10 protein-coding genes are annotated in these 16,308 nt (G+C 62.4%); 6 read left to right on the plus strand and 4 right to left on the minus strand.

What is annotated here, in order from left to right; translation table 11 throughout:
* Positions 1-44: 44 nt before the first annotated feature.
* The 6 genes from typA to PQQ86_RS07075 all read left to right on the plus strand — a co-directional run bounded on the left by typA (position 45) and on the right by PQQ86_RS07075 (position 9,904).
* Entirely contained in the window at positions 45-1,871 is a 1,827-nt protein-coding gene (gene typA / locus PQQ86_RS07050) for a translational GTPase TypA (RefSeq protein WP_097392183.1), read from the plus strand.
* Between the two features lie 374 nt (positions 1,872-2,245).
* Positions 2,246-5,107 (plus strand): 2-oxoglutarate dehydrogenase E1 component, encoded by a 2,862-nt coding sequence (locus PQQ86_RS07055; RefSeq protein ID WP_408265515.1) that lies wholly within the window; start codon positions 2,246-2,248, stop codon positions 5,105-5,107.
* A gap of 152 nt (positions 5,108-5,259) precedes the next feature.
* Positions 5,260-6,534: a 2-oxoglutarate dehydrogenase complex dihydrolipoyllysine-residue succinyltransferase gene (gene odhB / locus PQQ86_RS07060; protein ID WP_408265516.1), complete on the plus strand. Its 1,275-nt coding sequence runs from the start codon at positions 5,260-5,262 to the stop codon at positions 6,532-6,534.
* A gap of 139 nt (positions 6,535-6,673) precedes the next feature.
* The gene (gene lpdA, locus PQQ86_RS07065; protein ID WP_408265517.1) at positions 6,674-8,104 is read left to right on the plus strand and encodes a dihydrolipoyl dehydrogenase; all 1,431 of its coding nucleotides are present in this window, start codon (positions 6,674-6,676) and stop codon (positions 8,102-8,104) included.
* Between the two features lie 90 nt (positions 8,105-8,194).
* Positions 8,195-9,292 carry a cell division protein ZapE gene (zapE, locus tag PQQ86_RS07070; protein WP_408265518.1) on the plus strand — a complete coding sequence of 366 codons (1,098 nt, stop codon included), beginning with the start codon at positions 8,195-8,197 and terminating at the stop codon, positions 9,290-9,292.
* A gap of 162 nt (positions 9,293-9,454) precedes the next feature.
* Positions 9,455-9,904 carry a transposase gene (locus PQQ86_RS07075; protein WP_408265519.1) on the plus strand — a complete coding sequence of 150 codons (450 nt, stop codon included), beginning with the start codon at positions 9,455-9,457 and terminating at the stop codon, positions 9,902-9,904.
* 148 nt (positions 9,905-10,052) lie between these two features.
* Here PQQ86_RS07075 and PQQ86_RS07080 read toward each other — a convergent pair whose 3' ends face one another.
* From PQQ86_RS07080 to PQQ86_RS07095, 4 genes are all read right to left on the minus strand, one after another.
* The gene (locus tag PQQ86_RS07080) at positions 10,053-10,538 is read right to left on the minus strand and encodes a DUF2147 domain-containing protein (protein WP_408265520.1); all 486 of its coding nucleotides are present in this window, start codon (positions 10,536-10,538) and stop codon (positions 10,053-10,055) included.
* A 318-nt stretch (positions 10,539-10,856) separates the two neighbouring features.
* Positions 10,857-12,572, minus strand: coding sequence for a ShlB/FhaC/HecB family hemolysin secretion/activation protein (locus PQQ86_RS07085; RefSeq protein ID WP_408265521.1), 1,716 nt, complete (start codon positions 12,570-12,572; stop codon positions 10,857-10,859).
* A gap of 249 nt (positions 12,573-12,821) precedes the next feature.
* Positions 12,822-14,243 (minus strand): collagen-like triple helix repeat-containing protein, encoded by a 1,422-nt coding sequence (locus tag PQQ86_RS07090; protein ID WP_408265522.1) that lies wholly within the window; start codon positions 14,241-14,243, stop codon positions 12,822-12,824.
* 167 nt (positions 14,244-14,410) lie between these two features.
* Positions 14,411-15,877: a collagen-like triple helix repeat-containing protein gene (locus PQQ86_RS07095; RefSeq protein WP_408265523.1), complete on the minus strand. Its 1,467-nt coding sequence runs from the start codon at positions 15,875-15,877 to the stop codon at positions 14,411-14,413.
* Positions 15,878-16,308 lie beyond the last annotated feature (431 nt).

Consider the following 16,308-nt stretch of genomic DNA (forward strand, 5'->3'; position numbering starts at 1 on the left):
TACACAATGCTGCTGCTGGCGCACTCAACTGTCTCCAGGTTCCTATGACTCGCGCCCTACGCAATATCGCCATCATTGCCCACGTCGACCACGGCAAGACCACGCTCGTCGACCAGCTCCTCCGCCAAACCGCCACGTTCCGCGACAACCAGGCGGTTGTCGAGCGCGTGATGGACTCGAACGACATCGAAAAGGAACGTGGCATCACGATTCTTTCGAAGAACTGCGCGGTCGAGTACGAAGGCACGCACATCAACATCGTCGACACCCCGGGCCACGCCGACTTCGGCGGTGAAGTGGAGCGCGTGCTGTCGATGGTCGACTCGGTGCTGTTGCTGGTCGATGCGGTCGAAGGCCCGATGCCGCAAACGCGCTTCGTGACCAAGAAGGCGCTGGCGCTCGGTCTCAAGCCGATCGTCGTGATCAATAAGGTCGACCGCCCGGGCGCGCGGATCGACTGGGTGATCAACCAGACCTTCGACCTGTTCGACAAGCTGGGTGCAACTGACGAACAACTCGATTTCCCGATCGTCTACGCATCGGGTCTGAACGGCTACGCCGGCCTGACGTCGGATGTGCGCGAAGGCGATATGCGCCCGCTGTTCGAAGCCGTGCTGCAACACGTGCCGGTCCGCCCGGCCGATCCGGCAGCGCCGCTGCAACTGCAGATCACGTCGCTGGATTATTCGTCGTACGTCGGCCGTATCGGCGTCGGCCGCATTACGCGTGGCACGATCAAGCCGGGCATGTCCGTCGCCGTGCGTTCGGGCCCCGATGGTGCGATCCTGAACCGCAAGATCAACCAGGTCCTGTCGTTCAAGGGTCTCGAGCGCGTGCAGGTCGACTCGGCTGAAGCCGGCGACATCGTGCTGATCAACGGTATCGAAGAAATCGGCATCGGCGTGACCATTTGCGCACCGGAGCAACCGGAAGCGCTGCCGATGATCACCGTCGACGAACCGACCCTCACGATGAACTTCCTCGTCAATTCGTCGCCGCTGGCCGGCCGCGAAGGCAAGTTCGTCACGAGCCGTCAGATTCGCGACCGCCTGATGAAGGAGCTGAACCACAACGTGGCGCTGCGCGTGAAAGAAACGGGCGACGAAACCACGTTCGAAGTGGCAGGCCGCGGCGAGCTGCACCTGACCATTCTGGTCGAAAACATGCGCCGTGAAGGCTACGAGCTGGCCGTGTCGCGTCCGCGCGTGGTGATGACGGAAGTCGACGGCGTCAAGCACGAGCCGTACGAAAACCTGACGGTCGACATGGAAGACGGCCACCAGGGTGGCGTGATGGAAGAGCTGGGCCGCCGCAAGGGCGAAATGCTCGACATGGCGTCGGACGGCCGTGGCCGTACGCGTCTCGAGTATCGTATTTCGGCGCGTGGGCTGATCGGTTTTCAGGGCGAATTCCTGACGCTGACGCGTGGCACAGGCCTGATGAGCCACACGTTCGACTCGTATCAGCCGGTCAGGGAAGGTGGTGTCGGCGAGCGTCGTAACGGCGTGCTGATTTCGCAGGACGACGGCGCGGCAGTGGCGTACGCACTGTGGAAGCTGCAGGATCGCGGCCGTATGTTCGTGTCGCCGGGCGAGCCGCTGTACGAAGGCATGATCATCGGCATTCACAGCCGTGACAACGACCTGGTCGTGAACCCGATCAAGGGCAAGCAACTGACCAACGTGCGTTCGTCGGGTACGGACGAAGCGGTGCGCCTCGTGCCGCCGATCCAGATGTCGCTGGAATACGCGGTTGAATTCATCGACGACGACGAACTGGTCGAAGTCACGCCGAAATCCATCCGTCTGCGCAAGCGTTACCTGAAGGAACACGAGCGCCGCAGCGCCAGCCGTAAGGGCGCAGTGGACTAAATCAGCATCGGCCTTGACTGGGCATGCTGTCGGGCAAAAGCCACCTTCGGGTGGCTTTTGCCATTTCTGGCGCGCCATTCGCGTTGCGTGCAATTGCTCGCGATTGGCCGTCTGCTTGTCGTGTTTGTCCCTGTTTTTCGCAGGAGTCTGTTGCGAGGCCTGCAAAACCAGCCGAAAGCCCGTCGTAAAAGGCTTGGGCGCCAGTCCGTCTGCTATCTGCACTATCCGTTCTGTGATATGCTCCCCGGGTGCAAAGTTTTAGGTCCTTCCAAGCAAGACTTGATTCGCGCAATCCGCTAAACGGTCAGGCCGTGTCGCGGAAGGTTCTGTAACCCGCTATTTCTCGAGAAACTCGAAGAAAGGTGAGCGTAAAAATGATGAAGCAATTCCAGTCGAACTCTTATCTGTTCGGCGGCAATGCTCCGTACGTAGAAGAAATGTACGAAGCGTATCTCGATAATCCGGCGTCAGTGCCCGAGAACTGGCGCAGCTATTTCGACGCGTTGCAGAACGTCCCTGCATCAGATGGCAGCAATGCCAACGACGTGGCCCATGGCCCGATCGTCGAATCGTTTGCGCAACGGGCCAAGGCTAACGCCTTCATCCCGCGCACGGCGGCCGGCGGCGAAGATCTCGCTACCTCCCGCAAGCAAGTCTATGTGCAGTCCCTCATCGGCGCATATCGCTTCCTCGGCTCGCAATGGGCCAATCTCGATCCCCTGAAGCGCCGCGAACGTCCCGCAATCCCCGAACTCGAACCCGCGTTCTACGACTTCACCGAAGCCGACATGGACCAGGAGTTCAGCGCCACGAATCTGTATTTCGGATTCGAGCGTGCTTCGCTGCGCGAGATCGTCAAGGCCCTGCGTGACACGTACTGCGGCACGATCGGCGCCGAGTACATGTACATCAGCGATCCGGAACAGAAGCGCTGGTGGAAAGAGAGGCTCGAGTCGATCCGTTCGACGCCGAACTTCTCCAACGAAAAGAAAAAGCACATCCTGAATCGCCTGACGGCCGCTGAAGGCCTCGAGCGCTTCCTGCACACCAAGTACGTCGGCCAGAAACGCTTCTCGCTCGAAGGCGGCGAAAGCTTCATCGCCTCGATGGACGAAGTCGTGCGTCATGGTGGCGCCAACGGCGTCCAGGAAATCATCATCGGCATGGCTCACCGTGGTCGTCTGAACGTCCTCGTGAACACACTCGGCAAGATGCCGGCGGACCTGTTCGCCGAGTTCGAAGGCAAGCACGTCGACGACCTGCCGGCCGGTGACGTGAAGTACCACAAGGGTTTCTCGTCGGACGTCTCGACTGACGGCGGCCCGGTTCACCTGTCGCTCGCGTTCAACCCGTCGCACCTTGAAATCGTCAACCCGGTGGTGGAAGGGTCGTCGAAGGCGCGGATGGACCGTCGCGGTGACGAAAGCGGCCTGCAAGTATTGCCCGTGCAGATCCACGGCGACGCGGCCTTCGCAGGTCAGGGCGTCGTGATGGAAACGCTGAACCTCGCGCAAACGCGCGGTTACGGCACGCACGGCACGCTGCACATCGTCATCAACAACCAGATCGGTTTCACGACGTCGGACCCGCGCGACTCGCGCTCCACGTTGTATTGCTCGGACGTCGTCAAGATGATCGAGGCGCCGGTGCTGCACGTGAACGGTGACGATCCTGAAGCGGTCGTGCTGGCTACGCAGCTGGCCATCGACTTCCGGATGCAGTTCCACAAGGATGTCGTCGTCGACATCGTCTGCTTCCGCAAGTTGGGCCACAACGAGCAGGACACGCCGGCTGTCACACAGCCGCTGATGTACAAGACGATTGCCAAGCACCCGGGCACGCGCGCGCTGTACGCTGAAAAGCTGGTCCAGCAAGGCGTGATCACCGCGGAAGAAGGCGACGAATTCGTCAAGGCCTACCGCAAGGCGATGGACGAAGGCCACCACACGGTCGATCCGGTGCTCTCGAACTATAAGAGCAAGTACGCGGTGGATTGGGTGCCGTTCCTGAACCGCAAGTGGACCGACGCAGCCGACACGGCCGTGCCGCTGGCTGAGTTGAAGCGCCTCGCTGAGCGCATCACCACGATCCCGGAAAACTTCAAGGTTCACCCGCTGGTCGAGCGCGTCATCAACGACCGTCGCGCGATGGGCCGTGGTGAAGCGAAGCTCGACTGGGGCATGGGCGAACACCTGGCATTCGCGTCGCTGGTCGCGTCGGGCTACGCAGTGCGCCTGACCGGTCAGGACTCGGGCCGTGGCACGTTCACGCACCGTCACGCGGTGCTGCACGATCAGAACCGCGAACGCTGGAACGACGGCACCTACGTGCCGCTGCAAAACGTCGCGGAAGGTCAGGCGAAGTTCAACGTGATCGACTCGGTGCTGTCGGAAGAAGCGGTGCTGGGCTTCGAATACGGCTACTCGACCGCTGAGCCGAATACGTTCGTCGCGTGGGAAGCGCAGTTCGGCGACTTCGTGAACGGCGCGCAAGTCGTGATCGACCAGTTCATCTCGTCGGGCGAAGTGAAGTGGGGCCGCGTGTCGGGTCTCACGATGCTGCTGCCGCACGGCTATGAAGGTCAAGGTCCGGAGCACTCGTCGGCACGTATCGAGCGTTTCCTGCAACTGTGCGCAGACCACAACATGCAGGTCGTTCAGCCGACCACGCCGGCGCAGATTTTCCACCTGTTGCGCCGTCAGATGATCCGCCTGTTCAGGAAGCCGCTGATCGTCGCTACGCCGAAGTCGCTGCTGCGCCACAAGGAAGCCGTGTCGGATCTGTCCGAACTGGCGAAGGGTGCGTTCCAGCCGATCATTGGCGAAATCGACGAAGCGATCGAAGCGAAGAAGGTCAAGCGCGTGGTGGCCTGCTCGGGCCGCGTGTACTACGACCTGCTGGCGCATCGCCGTGAATCGAAGTCTAACGACGTCGCGATCATCCGTATCGAACAGCTCTATCCGTTCGCGCATAAGCAGTTCGAAGCGGAAATGAAGAAGTACGACAACGCGACCGAAGTGGTCTGGGTGCAGGACGAGCCGCAGAATCAAGGCCCGTGGTTCTACATCGAGCACCACTTGAAGGAAGGCATGAAGGAAGGGCAGAAGCTGGCATACAGCGGACGTCCGGCTTCGGCCTCGCCGGCAGTCGGCTACTACGCGAAGCACTACGAGCAGCAGAAGGCGCTGATCGAAGGCGCTTTCGGCCGCCTGAAGAGCGCGTCGATCGCTAAATAAGGAAAACAGACGAACCGGGAAAGCGCGCTGCGCTTTCCCGTGCCGCGTTCAGTCACCCCATGGTGGTTCGTTCCCGGCAGGTATGGTTCGCAGGCGGTCGTCGAGTACATAGATCGCGCGCCGTCACCCGATACGTATTCAGGATATTCATAATGGCTATTGTTGAAGTCAAGGTTCCCCAGCTCTCCGAGTCGGTCTCGGAAGCCACGATGCTGCAGTGGAAGAAGAAGCCCGGCGAGGCTGTTGCTCAAGACGAAATTCTCATCGAAATCGAGACCGACAAGGTCGTGCTCGAAGTGCCGGCGCCCTCCGCCGGCGTGCTCGCGCAAGTGATCTCGAACGACGGCGACATCGTCGTTGCGGATCAGGTGATCGCCAAGATCGACACCGAAGGCACGGCAAGCGCCGCTGCTGTCGAAGCCGAAGTGAAGCCGGCTCCTGTCGCCGCACCGGCGCCGGCTGCCGCACCGGCCGCTCAGGCTGCGTCCGCAACGGGTGCGAACACCGCTGCTTCGCCGGCTGCCGGCAAGCTGATGGCCGAGAAGGGTCTGGGCGCGGGCGACGTCGCCGGCACGGGCCGCGACGGCCGCATCACCAAGGGTGACGTGCTGACGGCTGGCGCACCGGCTGCCAAGGCCGCACCGGCACCGGCTGCCGCACCGAAGGCTGCCAAGCCGTCGCTGCCGGACGTCAAGGCACCGGCATCGGCCGACCAATGGCTGAAGGACCGCCCGGAACAACGCGTGCCGATGTCGCGTCTGCGCGCGCGTATCGCCGAGCGTCTGCTCGAGTCGCAGCAAACCAACGCCATCCTCACCACGTTCAACGAAGTGAACATGGCGCCGGTGATGGACCTGCGCAATAAGTACAAAGACAAGTTCGAAAAGGAACATGGCGTGAAGCTGGGCTTCATGTCGTTCTTCGTGAAGGCGGCTGTCCACGCGCTGAAGAAATTCCCGCTCGTGAACGCGTCGATCGACGGTAACGACATCGTCTATCACGGCTACTTCGACATCGGTATCGCGGTCGGTTCGCCGCGTGGCCTGGTGGTGCCGATTCTGCGCAACGCAGATCAGCTGAGCCTCGCTGAAATCGAAAAGAAGATTGCTGAATTCGGCCAGAAGGCCAAAGACGGCAAGCTGTCGATCGAAGAAATGACGGGCGGTACGTTCTCGATCTCGAACGGTGGTGTGTTCGGTTCGATGCTGTCGACCCCGATTATCAACCCGCCGCAATCCGCCATTCTGGGCGTGCACGCCACAAAGGAACGCGCTGTGGTCGAGAACGGCCAGATCGTGATCCGTCCGATGAACTATCTGGCGCTGTCGTACGACCACCGGATCATCGACGGTCGCGAAGCGGTGCTGTCGCTGGTCGCGATGAAGGATGCGCTGGAAGACCCGGCGCGCCTGCTGCTCGACCTGTAATTGCCGGTTTGGCGGGCGTCGGCTTGTCATCGCGCAAGTCGGCGCCATATAAGCAGCACGTCTCTAGCATTCCGCAGTACTGGAATGACGCGCGCCACGAAGCGTGGCCGCGCGTCGTTCCGTCATCAAAAGGATTGTCATGTCCAAAGAATTTGACGTCGTCGTGATCGGCGCCGGCCCCGGCGGCTACATCGCCGCTATCCGCGCAGCGCAGCTCGGCAAGACGGTCGCATGTATCGAAAAATGGAAGAACCCGGCCGGCGCGCTGAAGCTCGGCGGCACGTGCCTGAACGTGGGTTGCATTCCGTCGAAGGCGCTGCTCGCGTCGTCGGAAGAATTTGAAAATGCATCGCATCACCTCGCCGATCACGGTATCAACGTGTCGGACGTGAAGCTCGACATCACGAAGATGCTGGCCCGCAAGGAAGGCATCGTCGAGAAGATGACCAAGGGTATCGAATTCCTGTTCCGCAAGAACAAGATCACGTGGCTCAAGGGCCATGGCAAGTTCACGGGCAAGACGGACGCCGGCGTGCAGATCGAAGTCAGCGGCGAAGGCGAAACCGAAGTCGTGACGGCGAAGAACGTCATCATTGCAACGGGTTCGAAGGCGCGTCACCTGCCGAACGTTCCGGTCGACAACAAGATCGTTGCCGACAACGAAGGCGCGCTGACGTTCGACACCGTGCCGAAGAAGCTCGCCGTGATCGGCGCGGGTGTGATCGGTCTGGAACTCGGTTCGGTGTGGCGCCGTCTGGGTTCGGACGTGACCGTGCTCGAAGCGCTGCCGGAATTCCTCGGCGCGGCTGACCAGGCGCTGGCTAAGGAAGCCGCCAAGCAATTCAAGAAGCAGGGTCTGGACATCCACGTCGGCGTGAAGGTCGGCGAGATCAAGACCACTGACAAGAGCGTCACGATCAATTACACGGACAAGGACGGCAACGCGCAAACGCTCGAAGCCGACCGCCTGATCGTGTCGATCGGCCGCGTGCCGAACACCGACAACCTCGGCCTCGAAGCCATCGGCCTGAAGGCCAACGAGCGTGGCTTCATCGACGTCGACGACCATTGCGCGACGGCTGTGCCGAACGTGTACGCGATCGGTGACGTTGTGCGTGGCCCGATGCTCGCGCACAAGGCTGAAGACGAAGGCGTGCTGGTGGCCGAAATCATCGACGGTCAGAAGCCGCATATCGACTACAACTGCATTCCGTGGGTGATCTACACCGAACCGGAAATCGCGTGGGTCGGCAAGACCGAGCAGCAACTGAAGGCTGAAGGCCGCGAAGTCAAGACGGGCCAGTTCCCGTTCATGGCGAACGGCCGCGCGCTGGGCATCAACAAGGCGGATGGTTTCGTCAAGATGATCGCCGACGCGAAGACCGACGAACTGCTGGGCGTGCACATCATTTCGGCAAACGCATCGGACCTGATCGCGGAAGCCGTGGTGGCGATGGAATTCAAGGCGGCGTCGGAAGACATCGGCCGCATTTGCCATCCGCACCCGTCGCTGTCGGAAGTCATGCGCGAAGCGGCTCTGGCCGTGGACAAGCGCGCGCTGAACATGTAATCACGCGCACGCCTGACTGAACGCAACTCTGGCATCACCACGAAGGCGGGCGGGTTCACTCCCTCCCGCCTTTCTTTTTGCAGCAACACAATGAACGTCACCGAATACTACGAAAAAGAACTGCAGACGCGGGGTTATCAATCGGACCCGGCGCAACGCGCGGCGGTCGACCGTCTGCAGCGGTGTTATGACGAGTGGGTCGAGTACAAATCACGCCGCTCGAACGCGTTCAAAAAACTGATCATCCACCCGGATCTGCCACGTGGCGTGTACCTGTGGGGCGGCGTAGGGCGGGGCAAGAGCTTCCTGATGGACAGCTTCTACATGATCGTGCCGGTGCAGCGCAAAACGCGGCTGCATTTCCACGAGTTCATGCGCGAGGTGCATCGCGAACTGGAGGACCTGAAAGGCACAGCCGATCCGCTCGACGAACTCGCGCGCCGTATCGCCAAGCGCTACCGGCTGATCTGTTTCGACGAATTCCACGTCTCGGATATCGCCGACGCCATGATCCTCTACCGTCTGCTCGACAAGCTGTTCGAGAACGGCGTGCAATTCGTGATGACGTCCAACTACGATCCGGACACGCTGTATCCGGACGGTCTGCATCGCGATCGTATGCTGCCGGCAATCGAACTGATCAAGTCGAAGCTCGACGTGATCAATGTCGACGCGGGCATCGACTACCGCAAGCGCACGCTGGCTCAGGTCGAGGTGTACCACACGCCGCTCGGCGCGGCTTCGGACAAAGCGTTGCGCGACGCGTTTTCGCGCCTTGCGGCGGTTCCTGATGAGAGCCCTATCCTGCGCATCGAAAAGCGCGAGCTGAAGGCGTTGCGGCGCGCTGACGGCGTCGTGTGGTTCGATTTTGCGACGCTCTGCGGCGGTCCGCGCTCGCAGAACGATTACCTGGAACTGGCGAGCCGCTTTCACGCGGTGATCCTGTCGGGCGTGCCGCAGATGTCGGTGCGGATGGCTTCGGAGGCGCGCCGCTTCACCTGGCTGATCGACGTGTTCTACGACCACAAGGTCAAGCTGCTGATGTCGGCAGCGGTGCCGCCCGATCAGTTGTATGTCGACGGTCCGATGGCCAACGAATTCGCGCGCACGGTCTCGCGCATCGTCGAAATGCAATCTAAAGAATATCTCGACACACCGCGCCGGATCGTCGATACGTCGCTGACTTAATCCGCCGCGTGACGCGGGCGCGGATGCTTTTGCGATAGATCACGGTCCGCTCGTCGAAGAGGCGGAGTCCGAAGTCGTATTTTCAAGATTCGGATTGGTCTTATGTTCCGTCCGCGGACGACTGGATATCTTCTTTGTCATGGTTCTGACAAAGGAGAAGCCATGAATCCGTACCGTGATATCAATGATGAAGAATGGCAACGTGTTGCACCGTTGCTCCCTGAACTGCGTCCGCGTTCCGAACTGCGTGGCCGTCCGCTCGCCAACACGCGCTCCGTGCTCAATGGTGTGCTGTGGGTGATGTATAGCGGCGCGACCTGGTCCGCCATGCCGCGCAAATATCCGTCGTATCAAACCTGCCATCGCCGCTTCAAGGCGTGGTATGAATCCGGCGTGCTCAAGCGCGTCATGGATCAGTTGTTCGGCGCGGCGAGCGAGGAACTCTGCAAGCTGATGGAAGCGCGCATGCGCACGCATGTGAGCGCGGAACCGAAGAGCGCTGAGGCAGAAAAGGTGCCCGCTGCAGTGCACCCGGCGTACAGCCCGGCACCAGTCAAGCCGTTACCGTCTTCGCCGTTCGCGTATACGTCGCCCTTCAAGCACGCTGCATGACAACTCCAACCAGCCAGACTCAAACAAAAAAACGGCCGGACGATGGCGATCGTCGGCCGTTTCTTCTGGTTCCATCCCGGCAGCAGACGCGGCCTTGATGGAACACTATCTTCGCGCGTCAGGCATCGGTGCGTGAACGACGCGCTCGTTACTGTTGGCGAATCCAGGTCTGCGAGCGGCCCAGCAGCGAAACGCCGATGTAGCCACGCACCACCAGCTTGTTCCCACCATCTTCCAGGTGCATCTTGCACTTGTAGACCTTGCCGTTTTCCGGGTCGAGAATCTGCCCGTGATCCCAGCCGTCGCCGTCCTTTTTCATATCGTTGATGATCGTCATGCCGAGGATCAACTGATCCTTGCGCGCGTCCGTGCATTCGGTGCAGCGGCGATCTGGTTGATCGTTCGCGCTGAGTCCCTTGACCACCTTGCCGCTCAGCGAGCCGCTGCTGTCCTGTGCAATTTGCACGAGTGCCTTGGGCTGGCCGGTGTGATCGTCGATGGTTTGCCACATGCCAACCGGGGAATCGGCCTGCGCCATGGCCGTGACGGCGCTAACGAGCAGCACGCCGGCGAGGGCGGCATGTTTGGCTGTGCGAAGCGCGATTGTGCGCGCGCGTTGAGTGAATTGCATCATTGTCTTCCTCCTTGATTAAAGACGGCGCGATCATGGTCGCGCGGCGTTATTGGCATCTCGGGCGGTCTTCAGTTTCCGGCTGCCGTGATGCCTGGTGTGCCGGGTACAGCCTCTCAGATTCAACTTCGGCCACATCGGTGTGCGCGATGCGGTGTGGGGGCCCCCCCCCCCGGGGGGGGGGGGGGGCCCCCCCCCCCCCCCCCCCCCCCCCCCCCCCGAAGCCGGTCGAAGTCGGCAGCACCGTCAGCGCAGAATACGTGAAAGTGCGCGTGTCGTTTGATAGTGGAACCTCTAATCAGGACGCGGCACTTTCGAACTTCAGTTCAGCTGATACGAGAACGTCGCGTTGATGCGTGGGCTGCGCGACGCGCTCTCCACCGGCGCATCGCCGATCGGTTTGGCCACCGACAAATCCAGGCTGTAATACTTCGCGTCCGAGATCCGGAAGCCGAACGCAATCGACGAAAGCTTCGACGGCGAGGGCGTGCCTGCATGCAGATACACGCGCGCCATGTCGAACGAGACATACGGTGTGAAGGTGCGCAGATAGGTGAAACCCGGTGTGAACGGCCGGTTGACTTCGAACATCGCGCCCCAGCCCGAATCGCCCGACGCTTCGCCCGGTTCATAGCCCTGCGCAAAACGTTGCGCGCCGAACGAGATCTGTTCCGACGTCGGCAGCGAGGCGGCGCTGTACTGACCGGTCAACGAAACCGCGGTGCCGATCTTCAGCGGCCACTCGTTGGTTTGCGAAAAGCTTGCACCGGTCCGCACGAAGTTGATCGACGCCGGATTCGTGACCGTCGAGCCGGGAACGTTCGAGTCGCCGGATTTCGACGCACCAAGGATGTCGAAAGCCTTCGCCACATTGATACTCGCGCGGCGCACCTGACCGGTTTCCACGTTGGTGTAGTCGGCCTGCAGTTGCAGCACCCGCACCTGTGAGCGAAAGCCGATCTGCGCGCCGGTATCGTGATTGTTGTAGCGATCTTCGTCGTGCGACGCGTAGACCGAGGCCGTGCCGATCACGCTCTGCTTGTTGCTCAACAGGATCGGATACGCCAGCGAGCCGCCGACCTTATCGTTGATGACCGTACGCTCAATATAGGAGGGCAGGCCGGGATTGTCGGTGGGATTGCCGCGATAGTGCGACGCGTCGATTTTCCCAATTAGCCCATTGCTGCCGATCGGCACCGCGGCGTGCGCAGCAAGATACGTGACGTTGTCGCGGCCCTTCGGCAGCAACGCAGACACGCTCAGCTGTTCGCCAAGTGCGGTCAGGCCGTTTTCGGTGGCTGTCAACAAACCTTGCACGCCGGGGTGATTGAAGTCGATACCCGTACTGACGTCGAACGGTTTGCGGTCCACGTTCAACTCGAGCGTGGTGGCGCCGTCGGTATTTTGCGGTGGCGCCACGTTGGCCGCGACTTTTATGCCGGGCAACAGACCCAGCACGTTGATGTAACGCTCGAAGGTGGCGCGCCGCAACGGCCGGTCGGCGACGATGTGGTCGGCGATCGCGCGAATCTTGTCTTCGACTGCGCCCGGCTTGCCCGTCACCTTGACCGCGGACACATAGCCTTCGACCACCGTCACGCGCACCACGCCGTCGTCGAACGTCTGCGCGGGAATGAACGCGAACGAGAGCGCGTAGCCGCGGTCCTGATACAGCTTCGTAACGCCGTTGGCGACCTGAATCAGATCGCCGATGGTGGTGTCTTTGCCGACGAGCGGCGTGAAGCGCTGCGCGACTTCGTCGAACGGAATGGACTTTACGCCCTCGACCTGAATCTTTGAAGGCGTCAGATGGCGGGCGAGCAGTTCCTGAAGCTGAGGGGCTTGCGGCGTGACCTGCATGGTCACGTTCGGGCCTTTGTCGGGCGCCTTGATCTGCGGCAGCGAATCGAGAGGATTGCCACCGACGGCCGGGCCGGCTGGGCGTGACTGCGCGTGTGCTGCTACTTGCATCCCGCTTGCCGCGATCGCCGCGAGCAGGAGGGTCCATTTACTACCACTACCGTACCCGAGTTTCATCGGATTTTCCTCGTATGCCGTTCTTGTCTTGCGGACGCGCCGCCTGGCCGGGCTGGTCGCGATCGCTTATGTGTGGCTCGACGCATACTGCCATGCTTGCATGTATTACGTCACGTGCTCCGTTGTGCTTGAGCATTAGCTGCAAAAAGCGCGGAGCACGTGATAACGCGGACTGCTTATGCGCGCTGCATAACGGGCCGTCCAACGGGACGCCTTGTATGCGCGGCATCAACGAGCGACTTATGCGGACTACTTATGGCTCACCGGCACCAGGCCGCCGAGCAGTGTCGTCAAGCCGCCCGTTGCACTGCCCGAGCCGCTCGTCGAACCTGCCGCCGAGCTGAGTGTGCCGGTTAGCTGGCCGACGAGGGCTGTCACCGGCGCGAGCGGATTGCTGCCGCTGCTACCCGAGGCGCCGCTGGTGACGCCGGAGAGCGCGCCGGTCAGTGTCGACAACGGATTCGATGCGCTACCCGAGCCGCCCAGCGCGGAGGTGAGCGAACCCAAAGGCGTGCCACCCAGCACTGAAGTCAGCGAACTCAGCGGCGAGCCGCCCGAAGTCAGCGAGCTCAAGGGCGTGCCGTTCAACGCCGATGTCAGGCCGGCCAGCGGCGTGCCGCCGAGCAGCGTCGACACCGAGCCGAGCGGGTTGTTGCCGAGCCCGAGACTCGCGAGCGCGTTTTGCAGCGGGCCGAACGGGCTGCCGTTGGCAGGCGGCCCATTGACGACGGCCACGTTCGTGCTGCCGACGAGGCTCGTGATCAAGCCAGGAATCGGATTCGCGCCATTCGGGCCGTTCGGATTGACGAGACCGCCGGCGTTCGTCACCGTGTTGCCGAGCGAGCCGACCAGGTTGCCGAGATCTGCGCCGAGCGGGTTGTTCGTTGCCGCGCCGACTTGTGTGCTGGTCGATTTCAACGTGCCGCCGATTTGCGCGAGCAGGCCGCCTACCGGCGCGCCGAGGCCGGTCTGCGTGCCGACCGTTTGCGTCACGAGTCCGACGGTCTGCACGATCGGCGTGATTGCGGTGCTGATCGGCTGGGTGACCTGCTGCACCGGCACGGAGGCCAGCGAATTGCCGAGCGTCACGCCACCGGCATTCAGTGCGCCGGCGGTGGTGGAGAGAACCGTTGCCAGCGGGGTCGTGAGCGGCGACAGCGGCGCGAGATTGCCGGTGCCGAGACCGCCGACCGCGGTGCTCAGACCTTGCACGACGCCGCTCGTCGAACTGACCACCGAGCCGAGACCGGCGACCGTAGTGCCGACCGGATTGGAGGTCGTGCCGATCTGTCCGACGCCGCCGCTCACCGCATTGGCGAGCGAGTTCAGCGTGCTGCTCGTGCTCGACACCGCGTTGCCGAGACCTTGCGTGACCTGCGGGCTGAGGCCCGGGATGGTCTGCGAGGCGATCGTGTCGCCGAGGTCTTTGGTCGTCTGTGCGGCGGCGGTGGCGAGGCCGGTGGTGCCCGACGACGTGCTGGTGGTCGGGCCACCGCTGGTCGAACCCCCGCCGCTAGAGCTACCGCCGGCGGCTGCGCTCGGTGGCGCAGTGACGCCATTGCCGCCACACGCGGCGAGCAAGCCTGCGACCGCAACTGCGATCAACGGTGCGCGCAACGACGACACTGTCGCGCACGCCGCATGGAGAGTAAAAAAACGTTGGCTGGACATATGTGCTCCTCAGTGTCTTCTAGGTGTCGTATGCGTGGTTTGCGTGCGCCTGTGCAACGGGTGTCTGAGCGGCGCGGCTCAATTCATCGAGGTTCAGGCAGAGCCGGGGCACGGCTGGTGGGCCGCACTCCGGGTGCCGGTCACTGTGCTTCTTTCGATAGCATTACTTACTTCTTCGTCAGGCCACCAAGCAGGCCACCGACGAGCGACGTCACCGGAGCGAGCGGGTTGCTGCCCGATCCTTTGCCGCTGGTGCTCGACAGCGAGAGGCCGGGGCTTGACGTAGTGGTCGTCGCGGCCGGTGTGGCGGCCGCCGTTGTCGTGACGCCGCCGAGCGCGCCGGTGACGCTCGCCAGCAAGCCGGTAACCGGGGCGAGCGGGCTGCTGCTGCCGCCGGTCGCGCTGCTCAGACCGTTCGTCACGCTCGAGAGCAGACCCGTGACAGGCGCCAACGGGCTGCTGCCGCTCGATGCGCCGCCCAGACCGCCTGTTACGCTGCTGAGCACGCCGGTGAGCGGAGCGAGCGGGCCGCTGCTGGTGCCACCCGTCAGGCCGCCGAGTACGCTGGTGAGCGGAGCAAGCGGCCCGCTGCCGGTACCGCCGGTCAGGCCGCCGAGCACGCTGGTGAGCGGAGCAAGCGGGTTACCGCCCGTGCTGCCGGTGAGCAGGCCACCCACCGACGCGACCGTGGTGCCCGTGTCCGTCACCGTGTGACCAAGAGCAGCCGTGATCGGATTGCCGCCCGTTGCGCTGATCAGCGTGCCGGCCTGACCGAGGCCGCCGCCGAGGGTTGCGAGCAGGCCGTTCAGCGGCGCGCCGAGGCCGGTCGTATTGCCGACCGTCTGCGTGGTCGCCGCAACCATCGACGTAATCGGCGTGATCGCAGTGCTGAGCGTTTGCGTGATTTGCTGGACCGGGCCGGTCGAGAGTGCGGTGGTGAGCGTGCTGCCGCCGTTGGTGACTGCATTGCCAAGCGTATTGACGACGCCGCCGAGCGGCGTGGTGATGGCTGCCAGCGGCGCGAGCGGGCCGCTGCCGAGGCTGGTCACGAGGCTGCCTGCATCCGTCACTGCGCCGCCGACATGACCGACCACGCCACCGAGGCTCGAGACCGTCGTGCCGACCGCGTCGCCGCCCGTGCCGAGTTGGCCGAGCCCTTGCGATACGCCGGTGCCGAGTGTGGAAACCGCCGAGCCGACTTGTTGCACGATGCCGCCGGCGGCTTGGGTAGTTTGCGCGCTGACGCCGGGCAGGCTTTGCGAACCGATCACGCTACCAATGCTCGAGACCGTTGAGCCGAGATCGTTGACCACGCCGCCGGTGTTGCCGACGACCGTGCCGAGCGCATTCGCGACCGGCGTCGTGCCGGTTCCCGTTCCTGTTCCGGTGCCCGTACCGGAGCCGCTTCCCGAGCCGCTGCCGCTGGTGTTCGTGCCGGAACCGCCCGAGCCCATCGAGCCGCTGCCGCTGCCGGTGGTGGTGGAAAGTGCGCCGCCGGAGGAGCCGCTACCGCTGCCGCCGGTGCCGGCACTTAGGGTTCCGGAGCCCCCGCAAGCGCCAAGAGAAAGCATTGCTGCCACGCTGGCGGCAATCAGGGTTGTTCGAATTGTGGTGTTGGCCGTTTGAATGTTCATGTCGCCCTCGCATCGCATGTGTTTTTGGGTGTTGCTGCGTGCCTTCCTCTGCATGAGCCGTGCCATTTCGACTGAGTAATGCAGAAGATTTTTTTGCAAAGGGGCTTAAAGCCATATGTGATATGGCTTTGCGATGAATTGATGGAGTGTCTGCTAACTCAGATATACCGCGAGAAAATGAATTCGCTAAACGTTTGCGAGGGCTGCGTAACGTAACGAGCCGCGCGCGCCGTTACGAAACATGGCGTAACGCAGGCGCAGCGGGAGGTCCCCGGACGCTTGAAACGTTCTGTTCAAACAAATAATTAGTGCAGCGAATCTAACTCATGGTTATTCCTATGTGCTGCAACGCACGAACAACCGTTAACCTGAGTACGACGCTAAAACGCATATGGTGTCGAGCTAAGGGCAGCGGACAATTGCTTAAATAT

Origin of the sequence: Paraburkholderia sediminicola (assembly GCF_046026675.1) — a bacterium.
GTDB lineage: Bacteria > Pseudomonadota > Gammaproteobacteria > Burkholderiales > Burkholderiaceae > Paraburkholderia > Paraburkholderia sediminicola_F.